General features: G+C 72.6%; 20 protein-coding genes. 6 read left to right on the top strand and 14 right to left on the bottom strand.

Features of this window, described 5'->3' with window-relative positions; genetic code table 11:
• Window position 1 precedes the first annotated feature (1 nt).
• The 11 genes from HUT10_RS14075 to HUT10_RS14025 all read right to left on the bottom strand — a co-directional run bounded on the left by HUT10_RS14075 (window position 2) and on the right by HUT10_RS14025 (window position 9,992).
• The gene (locus HUT10_RS14075) at window positions 2–907 is read right to left on the bottom strand and encodes a 3-hydroxyacyl-CoA dehydrogenase NAD-binding domain-containing protein (protein WP_176171621.1); all 906 of its coding nucleotides are present in this window, start codon (window positions 905–907) and stop codon (window positions 2–4) included.
• Complete coding sequence (locus HUT10_RS14070) at window positions 904–1,650, bottom strand: acetoacetate decarboxylase (protein WP_176171620.1); 747 nt, start codon at window positions 1,648–1,650, stop codon at window positions 904–906. The genes HUT10_RS14075 and HUT10_RS14070 overlap by 4 nt, the downstream gene beginning before the upstream one ends.
• The gene (locus HUT10_RS14065) at window positions 1,647–2,390 is read right to left on the bottom strand and encodes a crotonase/enoyl-CoA hydratase family protein (RefSeq protein ID WP_176171619.1); all 744 of its coding nucleotides are present in this window, start codon (window positions 2,388–2,390) and stop codon (window positions 1,647–1,649) included. Before HUT10_RS14065 ends, HUT10_RS14070 begins: the two co-directional genes overlap by 4 nt.
• Before the next feature lie 12 nt (window positions 2,391–2,402).
• Window positions 2,403–3,539 carry a CaiB/BaiF CoA-transferase family protein gene (locus tag HUT10_RS14060; protein ID WP_176171618.1) on the bottom strand — a complete coding sequence of 379 codons (1,137 nt, stop codon included), beginning with the start codon at window positions 3,537–3,539 and terminating at the stop codon, window positions 2,403–2,405.
• Between the two features lie 119 nt (window positions 3,540–3,658).
• Window positions 3,659–4,564: a LysR family transcriptional regulator gene (locus HUT10_RS14055; protein ID WP_176171617.1), complete on the bottom strand. Its 906-nt coding sequence runs from the start codon at window positions 4,562–4,564 to the stop codon at window positions 3,659–3,661.
• A gap of 368 nt (window positions 4,565–4,932) precedes the next feature.
• On the bottom strand, window positions 4,933–6,291 hold the full coding sequence (locus HUT10_RS14050) for a HAMP domain-containing sensor histidine kinase (RefSeq protein ID WP_176171616.1): 1,359 nt from the start codon (window positions 6,289–6,291) through the stop codon (window positions 4,933–4,935).
• Complete coding sequence (locus HUT10_RS14045; protein ID WP_176171615.1) at window positions 6,288–6,974, bottom strand: response regulator transcription factor; 687 nt, start codon at window positions 6,972–6,974, stop codon at window positions 6,288–6,290. Before HUT10_RS14045 ends, HUT10_RS14050 begins: the two co-directional genes overlap by 4 nt.
• Before the next feature lie 45 nt (window positions 6,975–7,019).
• Window positions 7,020–7,217, bottom strand: coding sequence for a hypothetical protein (locus HUT10_RS14040; protein ID WP_176171614.1), 198 nt, complete (start codon window positions 7,215–7,217; stop codon window positions 7,020–7,022).
• Window positions 7,214–7,633 carry a hypothetical protein gene (locus HUT10_RS14035; RefSeq protein ID WP_176171613.1) on the bottom strand — a complete coding sequence of 140 codons (420 nt, stop codon included), beginning with the start codon at window positions 7,631–7,633 and terminating at the stop codon, window positions 7,214–7,216. Before HUT10_RS14035 ends, HUT10_RS14040 begins: the two co-directional genes overlap by 4 nt.
• Before the next feature lie 70 nt (window positions 7,634–7,703).
• On the bottom strand, window positions 7,704–9,449 hold the full coding sequence (locus HUT10_RS14030) for a CocE/NonD family hydrolase (protein ID WP_176171612.1): 1,746 nt from the start codon (window positions 9,447–9,449) through the stop codon (window positions 7,704–7,706).
• Between the two features lie 12 nt (window positions 9,450–9,461).
• Window positions 9,462–9,992, bottom strand: a complete 531-nt coding sequence (locus tag HUT10_RS14025; RefSeq protein ID WP_176171611.1) for a TetR/AcrR family transcriptional regulator — start codon at window positions 9,990–9,992, stop codon at window positions 9,462–9,464.
• 23 nt (window positions 9,993–10,015) lie between these two features.
• Between HUT10_RS14025 and HUT10_RS14020 the strand changes: the two genes are divergently transcribed.
• From HUT10_RS14020 to HUT10_RS14010, 3 genes are all read left to right on the top strand, one after another.
• Complete coding sequence (locus tag HUT10_RS14020) at window positions 10,016–10,441, top strand: SRPBCC family protein (protein ID WP_176171610.1); 426 nt, start codon at window positions 10,016–10,018, stop codon at window positions 10,439–10,441.
• Between the two features lie 40 nt (window positions 10,442–10,481).
• Entirely contained in the window at window positions 10,482–10,853 is a 372-nt protein-coding gene (locus HUT10_RS14015; RefSeq protein WP_176171609.1) for a helix-turn-helix domain-containing protein, read from the top strand.
• 70 nt (window positions 10,854–10,923) lie between these two features.
• Complete coding sequence (locus tag HUT10_RS14010; protein WP_176171608.1) at window positions 10,924–11,631, top strand: M50 family metallopeptidase; 708 nt, start codon at window positions 10,924–10,926, stop codon at window positions 11,629–11,631.
• Here HUT10_RS14010 and HUT10_RS14005 read toward each other — a convergent pair.
• Window positions 11,628–12,278: a response regulator transcription factor gene (locus tag HUT10_RS14005; RefSeq protein WP_176171607.1), complete on the bottom strand. Its 651-nt coding sequence runs from the start codon at window positions 12,276–12,278 to the stop codon at window positions 11,628–11,630. The two genes, HUT10_RS14010 and HUT10_RS14005, sit on opposite strands and share 4 nt — an antisense overlap.
• Entirely contained in the window at window positions 12,253–13,488 is a 1,236-nt protein-coding gene (locus HUT10_RS14000; RefSeq protein WP_176171606.1) for a sensor histidine kinase, read from the bottom strand. The genes HUT10_RS14005 and HUT10_RS14000 overlap by 26 nt, the downstream gene beginning before the upstream one ends.
• Before the next feature lie 157 nt (window positions 13,489–13,645).
• On the opposite strand from HUT10_RS14000, the gene HUT10_RS13995 reads away from it, so the two are divergent.
• Window positions 13,646–14,296 carry a GPP34 family phosphoprotein gene (locus HUT10_RS13995; protein ID WP_176171605.1) on the top strand — a complete coding sequence of 217 codons (651 nt, stop codon included), beginning with the start codon at window positions 13,646–13,648 and terminating at the stop codon, window positions 14,294–14,296.
• Between the two features lie 119 nt (window positions 14,297–14,415).
• Here the strand turns inward: HUT10_RS13995 and HUT10_RS13990 are convergent, their stop codons facing one another.
• The gene (locus HUT10_RS13990; protein WP_254896864.1) at window positions 14,416–15,012 is read right to left on the bottom strand and encodes a TetR/AcrR family transcriptional regulator; all 597 of its coding nucleotides are present in this window, start codon (window positions 15,010–15,012) and stop codon (window positions 14,416–14,418) included.
• A gap of 93 nt (window positions 15,013–15,105) precedes the next feature.
• Here HUT10_RS13990 and HUT10_RS13985 point away from each other — a divergent pair, with 93 nt between their 5' ends.
• Window positions 15,106–15,603: a PH domain-containing protein gene (locus tag HUT10_RS13985; RefSeq protein ID WP_176171603.1), complete on the top strand. Its 498-nt coding sequence runs from the start codon at window positions 15,106–15,108 to the stop codon at window positions 15,601–15,603.
• A gap of 281 nt (window positions 15,604–15,884) precedes the next feature.
• The gene (locus tag HUT10_RS13980) at window positions 15,885–17,285 is read left to right on the top strand and encodes a PH domain-containing protein (RefSeq protein ID WP_176177816.1); all 1,401 of its coding nucleotides are present in this window, start codon (window positions 15,885–15,887) and stop codon (window positions 17,283–17,285) included.
• Window position 17,286 lies beyond the last annotated feature (1 nt).

The following is a 17,286-nucleotide window of genomic DNA, read 5'->3' as shown; positions in this document are numbered from 1 at the left end:
CTCAGTTCTCCTCCAATGCGGACAGGACGGCGAGCTGCTTGCGGTCGCGCGTCTCGGCGAGTTCCGAGTACGTGGAGGAGCCGTAAGCCTTTTCGACGGCTTCGATCAGCCGTTCCTGCTCTTCGGGGCTCTGGCTGGGGTCGCCCAGCCCGGCCCACATCTTCTTCATGGACTTGCCGATGTGCTCGGCCATGTGCCGGTAGCCGCCGGGGCCACCGCCGAGGTGCGAGCCGAGGAACGGCCCGACCGTGGCCCAGCGGATCCCGAGCGAGTTCGTGATGACCTTGTCGAGGTCTTCGGGGGTGACGACACCCTGCTCGACGAGGTAGATCGCCTCGCGGCTGAGCGCGTTCTGCAGCCGGTTGCCGACGAAGCCGGAGATCTCCTTGCGCTCCACGACCGGCGTGCGGCCGAGTGAGGTGTAGAAGTCGACGGCCAGCTGCACGGACTCGTCGCTGGTGCGCTCGCCGGGGACGACCTCGACCAGCGGGATCAGGTGCGGCGGGTTGAACGGGTGGCCGATGAGGACCCGGCTGCCGTCGATCTCGCCGGTGAACGCCGTCGACGGGATGGCGCTCGACGAGCTCAGCAGCAGCGCGTGCTGCGGCGCCTCCTCGACGAGCTGCTTGAACAGCTCCTTCTTGAACTCGACGTTCTCCGGCCCGTTCTCCTGCACGACGTCGGCGTCCTGCACGGCTTCGGTGACGTCGGCGGCGAGGTGGACGCGGCTCGCCAGCTCCTCGGCGGTGGTGCCGAGGTGCGGGGCGTACTGGGCCAGTGCCTGTGAGACGGCCTCGGCGAGGTCGGGGCGGGGGTCGGTGACCCGGACGGTCAGGCCGTGGTGGGCGAACAGCGCCGTCCAGGACAGGCCGATGGTGCCGGCGCCGATGACTGCCGCGTTCCTCATGACTGCGCTCCCTTCAGGTAGTCGAAGACCGGCTTGACCGGGGCGAGCGTCAGGTCGGTGGTGATGTGGCTCGCGGACACGACCTCCAGCACCGGCAGGTCGGCCAGCGGGGCCAGGACGTGCTGGAACAGCTGCAGCCGCGCGGGGCCGGTGTAGGCCTCCTTGACCACGACGTCGGTGATCTCGGTGCGGACCAGCTCCTGGACGCGCGGGGCGCCGTCGTAGCCGGGGATCGTCTTGAGCATGAACGTCGGGACGGTGATCTGGCGCTCGGCTTCGCGGCTGTCCAGCTCGTGGTGCTTGTAGCCCATGGTCGCGGTCGCCACCCGGAGCGTTCCGTGGTCCAGCGTGCCGACGAGGACGCCGTTGTCGACATAGAGGTTCGGCGACCCGACGGTCTTCGGGTAGGCGCTGACCTCGCGGCCGGACGCCGTCGCCGGGAAGTTGTCGAGGTACATCGCGTGCAGGTACTCGCCGCGCTCGCCGTCGAAGCTGACCTCGATCGCCTGGCCGGACTCGGTGTACGGGCCGTAGCCGGAGACGTCGCCCATCTTCATGACCTCGAACCGCACCAACGGTTCCTCGACCTGCAGCGGCTCCGGCACGACGGCGCGCAGGGCGGCGGCGTCGGTGCGGTAGACGATGTTCAGGTATTCGCGGTTCGTGAACCTCGGGACCACCGGCGCGAACGCCGGGGCGGTCAGCGGGGTCGTCACGTGCCGCCGGACTTCTTCGATCTTCATTCGCCTGTCCACTTCGGAGCGCGGCGCTCGGCGAAGGCGGTCATGCCCTCGCGGACGTCGTTCGACTGCATCAGCTTCCGGATTTCTTCGCGTTCCGCGGCTTTCGGGTCCGCGGCACGCACGATCTTCTTGACCGCGGCGAGCGCGAGGGGCGCGTTCTGCGCCAGCTGCTCGGCCAGGCCGACGGCGACCGCGGCGGCGTCACCGGTAGCGGTGACGCGGTTGACCAGGCCCAGCTCGCCGGCGCGGCGGCCGGTGACGGGCTCGCCGGTCAGCAGGAACTCCATCGCGAGGTGGTGCGGGATCCGCTGGGGCAGCCGGATCACCCCGCCGCCCGCGGCGATCAGGCCGCGCTTGACCTCGGGCAGACCGAACTGCGCGTCTTCGGCGGCGACGATCAGGTCGCACCCGAGGGCCAGCTCGAACCCGCCGCCCATGGCGAACCCTTCGACGGCGGCGATCAGCGGCTTGGCCAGCTCGGCTTCGGTCAGGCCGCCGAACCCGCGGCCCGGGATCTCCGGTGACTCGCCCTTGAGGGCGGCCTTGAGGTCCATCCCGGCGCTGAAGGTGTTTTCGGCGCCGGTCAGGACACCCGCCCGGAGCGTGGGGTCGGCTTCGAGTTCGTCCAGGGCGGCGGCCAGCTGCTTCGCGACGGCGGCGTTGACCGCGTTGCGGGCCTGCGGGCGGTCGATCGTGATCAGCAGGGTGCTGCCGATCCGTTCGGTGCGTACTTCACTCATGAGCTGCTTCTTTCAGAGTTCCGCGAGGACTTCGGCGGTGTCCTGGCCGGCCAGCGGGGCCAGGCGGCGGATCGAGCCGGGCGTCGCGGAAAACTTCACCGGGATGCCGACCGTGCGGATGGTGCCCTCGCTCGGGTGCTCGACGGTGTCGAGCAGGTGGCCGTCGCGGACGTACGGGTCCTCGTGGGCCTTGTCCAGCTCCAGGACCGGGGCCATCGGGATGCTGTGCTTCGCGCAGACCTCCGCCCACTCTTCGGTGGTCAGCGCCGGGGCGCACGCGGCGATCTGCTCGGTCAGCCACTCGTTGTCGGCGCGGTTGATGGCCTCGCCGTTCACCCGCGGGTCCGCGGCGAGGTCCGGGCGCCCGGCGGCGGCGAAGAAGTCGCGGAAGTTCTTCGGGTTGTAGGGGATGACGCAGGCGAGGCCGTCCTTGGTCCGGACCGCGGCGTGGCCCTTCGTCATCGACAGCGCGAACCCGGTGGGGCTTTCGGCCGGCTCGAACGTGTGCCCGGCGAGGTGCTCGACCAGGTTGAACGCGATCAGCGTGTCGGTCATCGGGATCTCGATCTGCTGGCCCTGGCCGGTGCGGTCGCGGTGGACCAGCGCGGCAAGCACGCTGTAGGCGATGGTCAGCGACGAGACCTTGTCGCCGATGATCGTCGGCAGGTAGACCGGCTGGCCCAGTGCCCGGTTGGCCACGTCGACCAGGCCGGAGGAGGCCTGCACGGTCTCGTCGTAGGCGGCGTTGCCGGCCTGCGGGGAGTCGCCGCGGAAGCCCTGCGCGTGGGCGTAGACCAGCCGCGGGTTGCGCTCGGCGACGTCGGCGTAGTTCAGGCCGAGACGGGCCAGCGCGCCGGGGCGCATGTTGGTGATCAGCACGTCGGCCGTGTCGATCAGCTTCAGCGCCTGCTCGCGCTCGGTCTCGTCCTTGAGGTTGAGGGCCACGCTGCGCTTGTTGCGGTTGACGTTGAGGTTCAGTGCGGTCATGCCCGGCGTGGTGCGGTACTCGCCCACCCGCACGGTGTCCGCGGGGGACTCGATCTTGATCACGTCGGCGCCCAGGTCGCCGAGGATCTGGGCCGCGTACGGGCCCATCACCACGGTCGAGAGGTCGATCACGCGCACGCCGTCCAGCGGTCCGGTCGTCATGTGTTTGCGTCCTTTCGCGCCTTGCTGTTCTGCTCTACTTCCGAACTTAGGCGCGGGCGACGGGAAAGGGAATGATCATGATGCGAACAATGGTATGACTCTTGTGGTCATACCATTCTTCAGCTGCTGAGCGGTTCGGCGAAGATCTCTTTCGCGGCGTCGACGAGGTCCTTCAGGTCGCCGTCGCCGCGGTCGCGCCGCCAGAGGAGGCCGGTGTCCAGCTGGGGGCGGAAATCCGAGAAGGGGAGCACGATGACGTTGTCGAGCCGGTAGCCGTGCATCGGGCTCTTGGCGTCGAGCATGGAAATGGAGAATGCCTCGCCGCTGGAGATGATTTCCGACGTCCCGCCGTAGCCGGTGTTGGTCAGCCGGATGCGTTTCTTGATGCCGAGCTCGTTCAATTGGTGGTCGAGCTGCTCGAAATAGGCGGGGACGATTTCGCCTGGTGAGGCCACGTACGGGAATTCGGTGAGCTCGGCCAGGCTGACGGAGTCCCGCCCGGCGAACAGGTCGGCCGGGACGACGGCACCGAGCCGTTCGGTCATCACGGGCAGCTGGTCCAGCGCGGGATCGGTGACGGGCAGCCGGGCGAGGGTGAGGGCCAGCTTCCCGTCGTGCACGCCCTGCACGAGGTCGGCGGTGGTGCCGGGCCAGCGCTTGAGCTCGTAGGTCAGTTTCACCCGTTCGGCGAGCGCGTTGACACGCTCCCGCAGATCGGGGTGCACGCCGGCGGGCATGCCGAGGAAAACGGTGCTGCGCTGCGGCCGCGTGGCTTCTTCCAGCTTCCAGGGAATGGCACTGACCTGCTCGAGGACGTCCCGCGCGAGCGGCAGCAGCGCGGCCCCGGCGTCGGTGAGGGTGACGTGGTGGGTGCTGCGGTCGAACAGCTGCTGCCCGAGCTCGTGCTCCAGGTCCTTGATCCGCTGGCTGAGCGGAGACGCGGCCATGTGCAGCTTCCGCGCGGCCGCGGAGAAGTTCAGCTCCTCGGCCACCGCGACGAAGTAACGCAGGTGCAGCATCTCCATCCCCCGACCCTACGGCCCCCGCGTGTCGTCCCCCCAATCACGTGAGATGCCCCTCCAATCACGAGTGATGCCCCCTCAATCACACGAGATACGCGTCCAATCACACGAGATACGCGCTGGATCACGTGAGTTCCGTCTCCGGTCACGCGAGTCCCGGGTACCGGGCCGGCGAACTCGCGTACCCGGACGGACGACTCGCGTACCTGGAGGGACGACTCACGTACCTGGAGGGTCGGGCGGGTGTGATCCGGGGCGGAACTCGCGTGATTGAAGGCGGAACTCGTGTGATTGGAGGGGGATCTCGCGTGATTGAGGGGGCATCTCGGGTGATTGGAGGGGCATCACTCGTGATTGGGGGGACGACACGGTCAGGGGGTCAGGGGGAAGGTGAGGGTGAAGGCGGCGCCGCCTTCGGGGGCCGGGCCCGCGGTGAGCGTTCCGCCCATGCGGGTGACCAGGGCGTGGACCAGGGCGAGGCCGATGCCGGAGCCGACCGGGCGGCGGTCGCGGTAGCGGGCGTTCAGGACGCCGCGCTCGAACGCCACCGGGTAGTCCTCCGGGGCCAGCCCCGGCCCGCCGTCCCGGACCGCCAGCGAAGCCGACGAACCGGACACCGTGAGGGCGAACACCATCGGTGCCCCCGCCGGGGTGACGCGCAGGGCGTTCTCGGCCAGCCCGTCGACCACCTGACGCAGCCGGCGCGCGTCCGCCAAGACCGGCACAGAAGATGAAGGCGCCGAAACGGAGAGGGAAACCCCCTCCCGCGCGCACCGCAGCTGCCACACCTCCGCGCAGTCGCGCACCAGCGCGGCCAGGTCCACCGAAGCCATGTCCAGCCGGAACTCGTCCGCCCCCAGCCGGGCCAGCTCCAGCAGGTCCTCGACCAACCGCGAAAGCCGCGCCGCCTCGCGCTGGATCGTCTGCCCGGCGCGCACCGCGTCGTCGCCGGAAGCGACGCCGTCCGCGATCGCCTCGGCGAAGCCGGTCACCGCCGTCAGGGGCGTCCGCAGCTCGTGCGACACCGACAGCAGGAACTCCCGCTGCCGCGCCTCGCTGACGGCCAGCGCGTCGGCCAGCGCGTTCAGCGACCCGGCCACCTCCGCCACCTCGCGCGGCCCCTGCACCGGCACCCGCACGTCCCGCCGTCCCGCCCGCAGCGAGCCCGCCACGAGCGCCGCCCGGCGCAGCGGACGGCCCAGCAGCCGCCCGGAGGCGAAGCCGGCGAAGGCCGCCACCAGCAGCCCGATCCCCAGCGCCAGCAGGATGTTGCGCACCAGCGCCCGTTGCGTGGCCTGCGCGTTCTGCGTGGGCAGGACCAGCGCGAACGCCGCCCCGCGCGGGCCGACCACCCGCGTCTCGACCAGGTACTGCGACCCCCCCACCGTGACGCGCCGGGAGCCGTCCGCGCCGAGCCCGGCCTTGACCGCGGCCTGGACCGCGGCAGCGTCCCCGACCGCCTGCCCGCCCGCCCGGCGGACGACCACCGAGATGCCCTGCCCGCGCACGACGTCGGCCACCTTGCCGACGCCCAGCCGGTTGCCGATGCCCGTTTCGTCCAGCTGGGACGCCACCACGTCGGCCTGCGCGGCCAGTGACGCCTGCAGCGCGTTGTCCGCCGTCGTCCGGATGAGCCGGGCCGCGACCAGCCCCGCCACGATCACCGCCACGCCCGCGACGGCCAGGCAGACCAGCGTGATCCGCCCGGCGAGCGTCCCCCGGACCCTCACGCCGGGTCCGCCGCGTACCCGATGCCGCGCACCGTCCGGATCGGGCTCGACGGCCCGAGTTTCGCGCGCAGCTGCGCCACGTGGACGTCGACCGTGCGCGTCCCCGCGGCCGCGGCGTACCCCCAGACGGCGCTGAGCAGCTGGTCGCGCGAAAGCACCTGCCCCGGGTGCCGGAGCAGGTGCGTCAGCAGGTCGAACTCGGTCGAGGTCAGGGCGACCTCGGCGTCCCCCGCCCAGGCGCGGCGGCTGGTGAGATCCACCCGCGCCCCGCCGACGGTCAGCACCGATGCGGCCGGCGCCGCCCCGGAGGCGCGGCGCAGCACGGTCCGGACCCGGGCCGCCAGCTCGCGCGGGCTGAACGGCTTGGTCAGGTAGTCGTCCGCGCCGATCTCCAGGCCGAGCAGCCGGTCGAGCTCGTCGTCGCGGGCGGTGACGAACAGCACCGGCGTCCAGTCCCCGGCCGCGCGCAGCGCCTTGCAGATCTCGATACCGTCCATTCCGGACAGTCCGATGTCGAGCACGATCGCCACCGGCTTGAGCCGCCGGACCGCTTCGAGGGCCCGGCCGCCGTCGGCCTCGACGTGCACACCGAAGCCGTCGCGCTTGAGGTAGAGCGCCGCCAGCTCGGCGATCGCGGCCTCGTCCTCGACCACGAGGACGAGGCCGCGCCCCGGTGACCCCATGCCTGCTCCCGTCTCCACCGTCACTGACGGGAAGACGCTAGCCGGTCAGCCATCGCTGTTCATGTCCGACTCGATGCCGTTGAGCGTCGACTCGATCCCGCTCAGCTCGCCGGACGGCGAGACCGTGGACGAAGACGCCGGCGGGTCGCCGGGCGAGCCCATCAGGTTGTCGCGGCAGCCCGAGCAGCCGAGCGCGACGAGCGCGGCGGCCCCGACCGCCGCCGCGACCCTCGCGCCCCTCACTTGGTCGGCGCCGTCGACGGCGCGGCCGGCTTGCAGTGCGCGGACGCGAAGGCGTCGAGCTTCTGCTTGGCCGCGTCCAGCTCACCGATGCGGCCCTGCCGCTTGGTGGCGCGCTGGTCCAGCTGGTCGGCGCGGGCGGTGTGCCCGGCCGCCCGCTGGTCGGCCGCCCTGGCCTTGAGGTTGGCGACCGAGCCCTTGACCTCGGGCCCGCCGTTGATCCGCTTCTCCAGGTTCTCGGCCTTCTTCTGCAGCTTCGGCACCCAGTCCGAGCAGACCTGCTGCGACTCCTCGGGGCTGAGCGTGATCGGCGCCACCGGCGTCGGCGTCTCGGCCGAAGCCAGCGGCGCCGCCACCAGCAGGCAGGCCGCGCTCGCCCCGCCCGCCAGGGCGAGCCGCGTCCAGGTGGTTCCTCGCATCGTTTCTCCTCGTCTTTCGTTCCGGGGTACGGGGAGAACTCTGGCCGGGCGGTGTTCGGAGCGCGTCCGCCTAGTGTTCGGGCTTTGTAAGGCCGACGGTGACCGACGTTCGCGCGAGGTCGAACGTCAGCGTGTCACCGAGGCGCGGCAGCGCCGGGTCGAACAGCAGCCCGTCGGTGCCGCCGAGGAGCAGCCCGAGCCGGTGCCCGGCCGGGACGACGTGGTCGAGCGCGGTGAGGCCGAACGTCATCGAGTACGCCCGGCCGGGGACCAGCGGTTCGCCGTGCCGCAGCGACGCGTGGTGCCCGAGGTCGGCCCAGCCGGCCGCGACGATCCGGTGGTCGACCGGCACGACGTCGGCGGCCGTGTCGAGGAAGCACGCGCTGTCGCCCTCGGCACTGGCGCCCCAGCACGACCGTGTCGCGAGGTTGCGCACGCCGCTGCCGTACTCGGCGGTGTTGCGCAGGTCGGCCGGCCCGTAGTCGACGAGCGCGACGCCGACCCGGGCGGCGGCCTGGTCCGACGACGCCGTGATCGTCACCGACGGCGACCCGGCGAGCCGCACCGGCGCGGGGAGGACGGGACCGGTGAACTTCGCGGCCGACACCCCGGCCGCCCACTGCTCGCGGGTGACGCCGGGGTCGTCGACGACGGCCGCCGTGCCGGACCCGGTCGGCCCCAACGTGCCATCGGCCGACGGGCGGAAGGTCGCCGGCAGCGTGGCGGGCGGCCAGCTCCGGACGTCGGTCCAGCGGTCCGGCGCGGTTTCGAGGTGCACGGCGGGCTCCCGCTCGACGCCGTTGCGCAGCCCGAGCAGCCAGCGGTCGAACCAGCGGTGCAGCGTCTCGACCCACTGCGCCCGCTGCAGGTCGAAGGGGTCGGTGTGGCCGGCCTGGCTCAGCCACGCCCTGCGCGGGACGCCGGCCCGGCCGAGCGCGGCCCAGTAGCCGGCGAACTGGTTCGGCGCGACGACCCAGTCCCCGAAACCCTGCGCGATGAGCACGCTCGCCTGTCCGGGACGCGGGACATAGTGCACGCTCCGCCAGTAGTCGTTGTAGTCCCCGTTCGTGCCCGCGCGCGCCTTGACGTCCGCTTCGAACGGCTGGCACAGCTCGGCGGCGCGCTCGTTGTAGGTGAAGGCCGACCCGGTGTTCTCCGGCGTGGCCAGTGGCGCGCCGTTCGCGACGAGCTGGGCGTAGTTGTCCGCCACGCCTTCGATCGGCACGATGGTCTTCAGCCCGGCGACGCCCGAGGCGGCCATCCCGATCGCGGTGGCGCCGTCCTGCGACTTGCCGATCGCGCCGACGTCCCCGGTGGCCCAGCCCGCGGTCACCGGACGCCCGCCGTCGGGGGCGTCGAAGGCCTTCGCCCGCCCGTTCAGCCAGTTCACGACCGCGTTGCCGGAGCCGACGTCGTCGAAGCAGCCGGACGACCGGTTCGTGCCGCCGACGTCGGCCAGCACGACGGCGTAGCCGCGCGGCACGAAGTAGTTGTCGTAGAACAGCGGGAACTGCTGCGGTGTGCCGTCCGGCGCGTACGTCTTCTTCTGCTGCTCGTTACCGCGGCCGCAGCACGCGTAGTACGGGCTGACGTCGAGGATCACCGGCACCCGCACGCGCGCGTCGGGCCGGACGACGTCGGCGGCGATCCGGTCGGGCTTGCCGTCGTGGTCGTTGTCCGTGCCGGTTTCCACCCACGCCGTCTCGCGGATCGCGTCGGCGTAGGAATAGACCGGCCGGCTTTCCGCGGCGGCGGCCGGGGGCGCGAGCCCCGCGGTCGTGAGCAGAGCGGCCAAGAACCCCAGTATCAGTCGCATCCGGACAGGGGATCACGGTTTTTCGTACATCGCCAGGAACTTCTTCATCGCGGCGTCGACGGCTTCGCGGTCGCCGGTCGTGACGAGGTCGAGCAGCAGCCCGCGGGTCACGGCGAGCCCGAGCCGGGCGTGGGCGGGCCGGTCGGCCTCCGGGACGCCGAGCCGGGCGAGCCGGGCTTCGATGGGGCCGAGCCAGTCGTCGATCACGCCGTCGAGGAACTCCGCCGTGCCCGGGGCGCCACCGAGGGCCTGGCCATAGAGCTGGAAGAACAGTTTTTCGTTGGCGCGCAGGTCGTCGTCGGAGAGCCGGCGCCAGAAGTCCACCGGATCGAGGTCGGCGAGCGCGGCGCGCTGGCGGGCTTCCACCTCCCGCGCCACCGCCGTGAGCAGGCCTTCCTTCGACCCGAAGTGGTAGATCAGCATGCGGTGGCTGGTGCCGAGGTCCGCGGCCAGCGCCCGCAGGCTCCGGTCCGCGCCGCCGTGGTGGGCGATGTGGTCGATCGCCGCGTCGAGCAGCTTGGCGCGCGGGCTTGTGCCGATCATGTACCGGATGGTACACGTACCAAATGGTACAAAGAATCTCGGTGCACGCCTCCTCAGCCGCTTCGGCCGCCGACCTGTACGCGCTGCTGCGGGACGGCGCGAGCTGGCCGAAGTGGTCGCCGCTGGGGTCGTTCGAGCTGGTCCGCGAAGGGGAAAGCGAGCCGGAGGGGCTCGGCGCGGTCCGGTTGTTCAAGACCAACGGCGTGCGCTCGTACGAACGGATCGTGGCGCTCGAGCCGGGCCGGCGGTTCGGCTACGCGCTGGAGCGCGGCCTGCCGCTGCGGGACTACGTCGCCTACGTCGACCTCTCACCCCGCGACGGCGGCACCGACATCCACTGGCACTCGACGTTCACGCCGAAGATCCCCGGCACCGGCTGGTTCTACCGGTGGTTCCTCGGCTCGTTCATCAAGCGGGTGGCCGCGGGTCTGGCCCGGGCCACCGCCTGATTGGCGTGTTACTCTCCCTGGGAGAGTGAGGAGGCGTGCCGTGGGGCCCGATCCGTACGACCGCAACTGCCCGACCCGCCAGCTGCTCGACCGGATCGGCGACCAGTGGACGGTGCTGATCGTCGGCGCGCTGTCCGCAGGCCCGCTGCGGTTCACCGAGCTCGGCCGCCGCGTGGACGGGATCTCCCAGAAGGTGCTGACGCAGACGCTGCGCAGCCTGGTCCGCGACGGCATCCTCACCCGCACGGCGTACCCGACGATCCCGCCGAAGGTCGAGTACGAGCTGACGGCACTGGGACGCAACCTGTCCGAGCCGCTGGACATGCTGGACCGCTGGGCCCGGCAGCACATGGCGTCGGTCCAGGAGGCCCGGGACGCCTACGACGCGGAGCACACGCCCGCTTCCGCTTAGCAGTTGACAGCTCCTGGACAGTTCGTCCCGTTACGGGTTCGTTCGTCCCGTCCGCAGGGACACTGTCGCGGTGCTCAACGAGACCGTGCCCCCTCCGGGCTGGGGAGTCGTTGCCCTCACCGCGTTGTTCGCCTTCGCGGTGTCGCTGACCTCGGTCGTCACGCCGCCCAGTGGGCGGCGGAGCCTCCTGCGCAACGCCAACGTCCTCGGCACCCTCTTCCACGAAGGCGGCCATGCCCTGCTGGTGCTGCTGATGGGCGGGACGGTCAGCCGCGTGAAGATCGACGACGCCGAAGGCGGCGGCACGTTGTCGCGCGGTACTGCGGGCCTCGCCAATGTCCTGGTCGGCGCCGCCGGGTACGCGATGCCGCCGCTCGCCGGGCTGGGGGCGGCCGTCCTGCTGAACCGCGGGCACGTCCAGGCCGTGCTCGTGCTGACCCTCGTCGCCATGGTGTTCCTGTTGCTGTTCGCGCGGGACCTGCGCACCTTGATCATGATCTTCCTGGTGGGGGCGGTCGTGTACGCGGCCTTGCGCTATGCCCCGGCCTGGCTGCGCACCGCCGTCGCCTACACCGAAGCCTGGTTGCTGCTGACGAGTGAGCTCGCCGGGGTGCGGGTCCTCGTCACGAACCGCCGCGAGAAAGGCTTCCGCGGCCATACGGATGACGCCGCCATTCTGGCCAAGCAGACCAAAATGCCGTCGCCGCTGTGGATCGGCGGGTGGTTCCTGCTCAACGGCTGGGCGATCTGGCACGCCGCCCCGCTGCTGTTTCCCTAACGGGCCACCAGACCAGCTTCGTGGGCCAGCAGCCCGGCCTGCGTCCGGTTCGCGCAGTCCAGCTTCACGAGCATCCGCGAGACGTAGCTCTTCACCGTCGCCTCGGCGAGGTGCAGCCGCGCCGCGATGTCCGCATTGGACAGCCCGGAACCCAGGCACGCCAAGACGTCCCGCTCGCGGTCCGTGAGACCCGCGATGCGGCGGCGGGCGTCCTCGCCGCGTTCCCGGCTGTCCGACGACAACGCCACCAGCCGGCGCGCGGCCGACGGTGACAGCACCGTGTGGCCGTCCGCCGCCACGCGGACCAGGCCGATCAGGTCCTCCGGGGGTGTCGACTTCACCAGGAAGCCCGCCGCGCCCGCGCGCAGCGCGCGGATCACGTACGTGTCCGCGTCGAACGTGGTCAGTGCCACCACCGCCGGCGGGTCCGGCAGCGCCGTGATGCGGGCGATCGCCGTCAGCCCGTCCACGCCCGGCATCCGGAGGTCCATCAGCACCACCCGCGGCCGGTGCCGGACCACCGCCTCGACGGCTTCGGCGCCGTCGGCGGCCTGGGCGACCACCTCGATGTCGTCCGCCGAACCCAGGATCGTGCGCAGGTGCGCGCACACCATCGGCTCGTCATCGACCACGAGCACCGGGATCACAGTGCGTGCCTTCCGCCGTCGGGACGTAGGCGGGCAGTATCGCACCGACCCGGAACCCGCCGCCCGGTCGCGGGCCCGCGTCGAACCGGCCGCCGACCAGTTCGACGCGCTGCTGCAGGCCGGCCAGCCCGGCGCCGGACCCGCTGCCGGCCAGCGCGGGGTCGGGCGGGAGCGCCGCCGCCGTGCTGTCGACCGAGACGTCGAGGCCGCCCGGGTGGTAGCGCAGGGACACCGTCGCCGACGCGCCCGGCGCGTGCTTGCGCACGTTCGTCAGCGCCTCCTGCACGAGCCGGTACGCGGTGCGCGCGACGGTCGGCGACAGCTGCGCCGGATCGCCGTCCACCACCAGGTCGGTGGGCACGCCGACCGACCGGGACTCCTCGACCAGCCGCGCCGGGTCGCCGGGCTCGGCCGGGCTGAGCGTGCGCGGCCCGGTCTCGGCGCCGTTGCGCAGGACGCCGACCAGGTCGCGCAGCTCGTCCAGGGCCAGCGCGCCTTCGCGGCGGATGTCCTCGGCCGCCGTCCGCGCGGCCGGGTCGGCCGACGTCACGCCGAGGGCACCGGCGTGCAGCACCATCAGGCTGAGCCGGTGCGTGACGACGTCGTGCATCTCGCCCGCCAGGCGCCGCCGTTCCGCGGCCCTGGCCTGCTCGGCGAGCAGGTGCTGTTCGCGCTCGGCGCGTTCCGCCCGGTCCCGCAGGGACTGCAGCAGCTGCCGTCGGGCGGCGAAGTACAGCGAGGCCAGTGCCGGCAGCGCGGTGTTGAGCAGGCCGAACGGCGTGGTCGACCAGCTCGGCGCCCACGGCCGCGAAGCGATCACGGCCATTACGCCGGCCACCCAGAGCACGCTCCGCTTGTCCAGCACCCGCGCGGCCTGGGACAGGATCACCGGGGTGATCGTCGGCACGGTGGTCAGCGCGAGCGGGTGGACCGGCACGAGCAGGCCGGGCGCGAAGGTGTCGGTCACCAGCATCGCGACCGCCGCCGCGGTGACGAACGCGCACACCGGGCCGGGGAACCGGAACAGCAGCACCAGGCTGAGGTCGCAGGCGACCTGCAGGACCAGCCCGGCGGCCGGGCCCCACGCACCGGTCGTCCGGTCGCCGATGAGGTGGAAGAGGACGTTCATCCCGGCGAACGCCAGCGCCGCGCCGAACAGCCAGCAGGCGTCGGAGCGGCTCGGCCACAGCGGCCGCCGGGCGGTGGTCACGCGGTCACGGTAACCGCTGCCACGGGCCGCCGCCGGAGGATGCAACCAAAGTTGCGCCCGGCAGCCACGTTCGTCGCGACGGGCACCCTCCTCGGCCGGTTTCGGTCGGACCCGGGTTCGCGGTGGACTGGAGCGGACGACGAGGGAGGGAACCGCGATGGGCGAGCTGTCCTTGCCGGCCCGGGCGTACCTGCTGGCGTGCGACACGGCGCGCGACCGGCTGCCGGACCGCGAGCGGGTGGCGCTGCTGGTCCGCGCGGCGGCGCTGACGGACCTGGTGCTGCGCGGCCGGATCACCGACGACGGCGGCCGCCCGGTGGCCTCGGGAGCGGGCGGCACGGGGCACCTGGTGCTCGACGACCTGCTCGCCGAGCTCGCCGCCGACCCGCACCGGAAGTGGCGCGCCTGGGTGCGCCGCGGCGCGCGCGAGACGTTGCGGTCCCTGGAGGAACAGCTGGCCGCGGCCGGGGTGATTTCGCTGCGGACGTCCCGGGTGCTGGGGCTGTTCCCGCGGCGCCGTCCGGAGGTTCGCGAGCCCGCGGCGGCCGCGGCGCTGCGCGACGAGGTGCGTGCGGCGTTGCGGAGTGACGCGCCGGTGTCCGCGGACGTCGCGGCGCTGACGGCGCTGACGGCGGCGGTCGAGCGGGCGGCGGTGCTCTCGAGGGGTGAGCGCCGCCGCCACCGCGACCGGCTCGCCGGGCTGGAGGAGCAGGCCGGGGCCGCGGTCCCGGCCCTGCGCAAGGTGATCCGCGAACTCCGCGCCGCCCGCACGGCCCGGATCGCCGCGGCTTCCGGAGGCGGCGGCTGACGCCGTGTCGTCCCGGCGATCACGCGTGTCGACCCCGGGATCACGCGCGTCGGCCCGTGCTCCGGGTCGGCACGCGTGATTGAGGAGCCGGCACGCGTGATTGCGGGGACGACACGGCCTCAGTTCGTGAAGAGGCGGTCGAGGTAGTAGTCCACTGTGGAGATGGCCTGGGCCGGAGTGCGGTGGCCCATCAGGATTTCCGAGCCTTGGGAGTCCGCGATCGCCCAGAGCAGGGCCGCCTCGGTCTCGGGGTCGGCCCACGCCGGGACGTCGCCCGCCTCCTGGGCCTGGCGGACCTGGCCGGCGAAGAACTCCAGGAGCTCCGGCATGCCTTCGCCGAACGCCTTCGCCATCGCCGGATCCGCCACCGCGCGGATGAAGTACGCGACGCCGATCAGGAAGTCGGCCTCGCTGTCGGCGTCGCGCGGGAGGATTTCGACCAGGCAGGCGCGCAGGATCGAGCGCGGGGTCGGCGGGCCGTCGGCCAGCACCTTCGCGGTGATCCGCTCGCTGCGGAGCCGGTGGCGGTGTTCGAGGGCGTAGCGCAGCATTTCGTCCTTGGTCCGGAAGTAGTGCTGCACCGACCCCATGGACATGCCGGCCTCGGCCGCGACCTGGCGCAGGCTGACGCCTTCCAGGCCGGCGCGCGTGGTCAGCCGCTGCAGTGCCTCGGCGATCTGCACCCGGCGCTGCTCGTGGTCCACCTGCTTCGGCACGTCCGCTCCCGTTGTCATGCGATCGCATTGCGAAAATCGGGCTTCCACCGTTACGATGCGACCGCATTGTAAAACAGTCTCGGGGGGTGTCCGGTGGAGACCGGAGAAGTAAGGCTGCGGCCGCCGCGCCACGCGCTCGACCGCCGCGCGATCGCCTGGTGGCGCGCGCAGGGAGCGCTGGCGTTCGGGCCCGCGGTACTGGTGCTCGCGGTCCTCGGCGTGCTGCTCCCGCCGGCCGCGGTCTGGCTGCTGGCCCCGGCGGTCGTGCTCGCGGTGCTGGGGGTGGCCTGGTGCGCGGTCCTGCCGCGGTGGTGGTTCGGGGTGCACCGCTGGGAGGTCACCGACACGGCGGTCTACGTGCGCGCGGGGTTCCTGTGGCAGGAGTGGCGGGTGGCACCGCTGTCCCGGGTCCAGACGGTCGACACCCTGCGCGGCCCGCTGCAGCAGCGCTTCGGCTTGGCGACGGTCACGGTGACGACGGCGTCGGCGCGCGGCGCGGTCCGGCTTCGCGGCCTGGACGCCGAGGTCGCGGCCGAGGTGGCGGAGCGGCTGACCGAGCGCACGGACGCGATCCCAGGGGACGCGACATGACCGCGGAACACGACCCCGCGGTCGCCGAAACGCCTCCACACGCCGGCGGAGAAGGCGGCGGCTCCGGCGCCGCCGCGGCTGGTGGAACGCGCGGCCACGTGGGGGAGGACCGGCATAGCTCAGGCGCCGCTGCCGGCCGAACCCGCGGGCAGGTGGGGGTGGACCAGCGCGCCGCCGTGACCGGCGAAATCGGCAGCGGGGCGGGCGAAGGCCAAGGCGGCTCCGCCACCGCCGGCTGGCGTCGGCTGGACCGGCGGGCCCTCGGCGTCACCGCGGTCCTCATGGCCGGCGTGGCCGTCTCCGCCGGGACTCCCGTCGCCATCGGCACCCGGTCCCTCTGGCTGCTCCCCGCCGCCGCTCTCCTCGTCGCCGCCGGGGTGCTCGCCGAATACCTCCGGTGGCGGCACACCCGCTTCCGCTGCACCGCCGAGCGCCTCGAAATCGAGTTCCGCTTCGCCGTCCACACCCGCAAATCCCTGTCCCGCGAACGCATCCGCACCGCCGACCTGACCGCCAGCCCGCTGCACCGCGCTTTCGGCGTCGCCGCGCTCACCATCGGCACCGGGCAGCAGGACACGATCACCCTCTCCCCGCTGGCCAGAGCCGACGCCGAAGCCCTGCGCACCGAACTACTCCACCGCAGCCGCCAAGACTCCACTGAGGACGGTCCGATCAGGACATTCGACCCGCGGTGGATCCGGTACGCCCCCGTCTCCTTCGTCGCCCCGGCGCTCGGGCTGGCCGCGTTCGGGTCGCTGTTCAAGGTCGCCGACTGGTTCGGGGCCGGCGGCCGCCTGCTCACCTGGCTCCTCGGCTTCTTCGGCGACCTCCCCTTGGCCGCGAGCGTCCTGCTCCTGCTCGTCGTGGCGATCGTCGCCGGGGTGGCCGGGGCGGCCGGCCTGTTCACCGAAATGTGGTGGCACTACCGGCTGGACCGCGAACCCGGCGGCACCCTGCGCGTCCGCCGCGGGCTGCTCACCACCCGGTCGACCACCATCGAGGAACGGCGGCTGCGCGGGGTCGAACTGGTCGAGCCGCTCGGTGCCCGGCTCGCCGGCGCCGCGCGTGTGGACGCGATCGCCACCGGCCTGCGGCGGGACGACGACAAGACCGAGTCCAAGACACTCCTGCCACCCGCACCGAAAACCGTCGCGCACGACGTCGCGGCGCAGGTGCTCGGCGAGCGCGTCGAGACCGTCGCACTGGTCCCGCACCCACCCGCGGCTCGCGCGCGGCGGCTGCGGTGGGCGGTGGCCGCCGCGCTCGGGCCGGTGCTGGTCCTGCTGGTGCTCGGTGCGCTGCTCACCGACGTGCTGCTCGTGCTCGGCGGCGTGCTCGCCCTCGTCGCGCTGCCGGTCGCCGTCCTGCTCGCCCTGGACGCCCACCGCGGCCTCGGGCACGGCCTGCGCGGCCGCTACCTGGTGACGCGCGCGGGTACCGTCCGCCGCGGCACGGCCGTGCTGGCCAGGGACGGGGTGATCGGCTGGACCGTGAAGCAGTCGGTGTTCCAGCGGCGGCGCGGCCTCGCGACGTTCACCGCGACCACCGCGGCGGGCTCCGGCGCGTACGCGATCCGCGACGCCGCCGCCGGCGAGGGCCTGGTGTTCGCGGACGGCGCCGTGCCGGAGGTGCTGACGCCGTTCCTCGAGGCTTCGGCGCCCGCCGAAGCGTCGCGGACCTAGG

Source organism: Amycolatopsis sp. Hca4 (assembly GCF_013364075.1).
GTDB lineage: Bacteria > Actinomycetota > Actinomycetes > Mycobacteriales > Pseudonocardiaceae > Amycolatopsis.
This window is presented reverse-complemented; position numbering and strand designations above follow the sequence as displayed.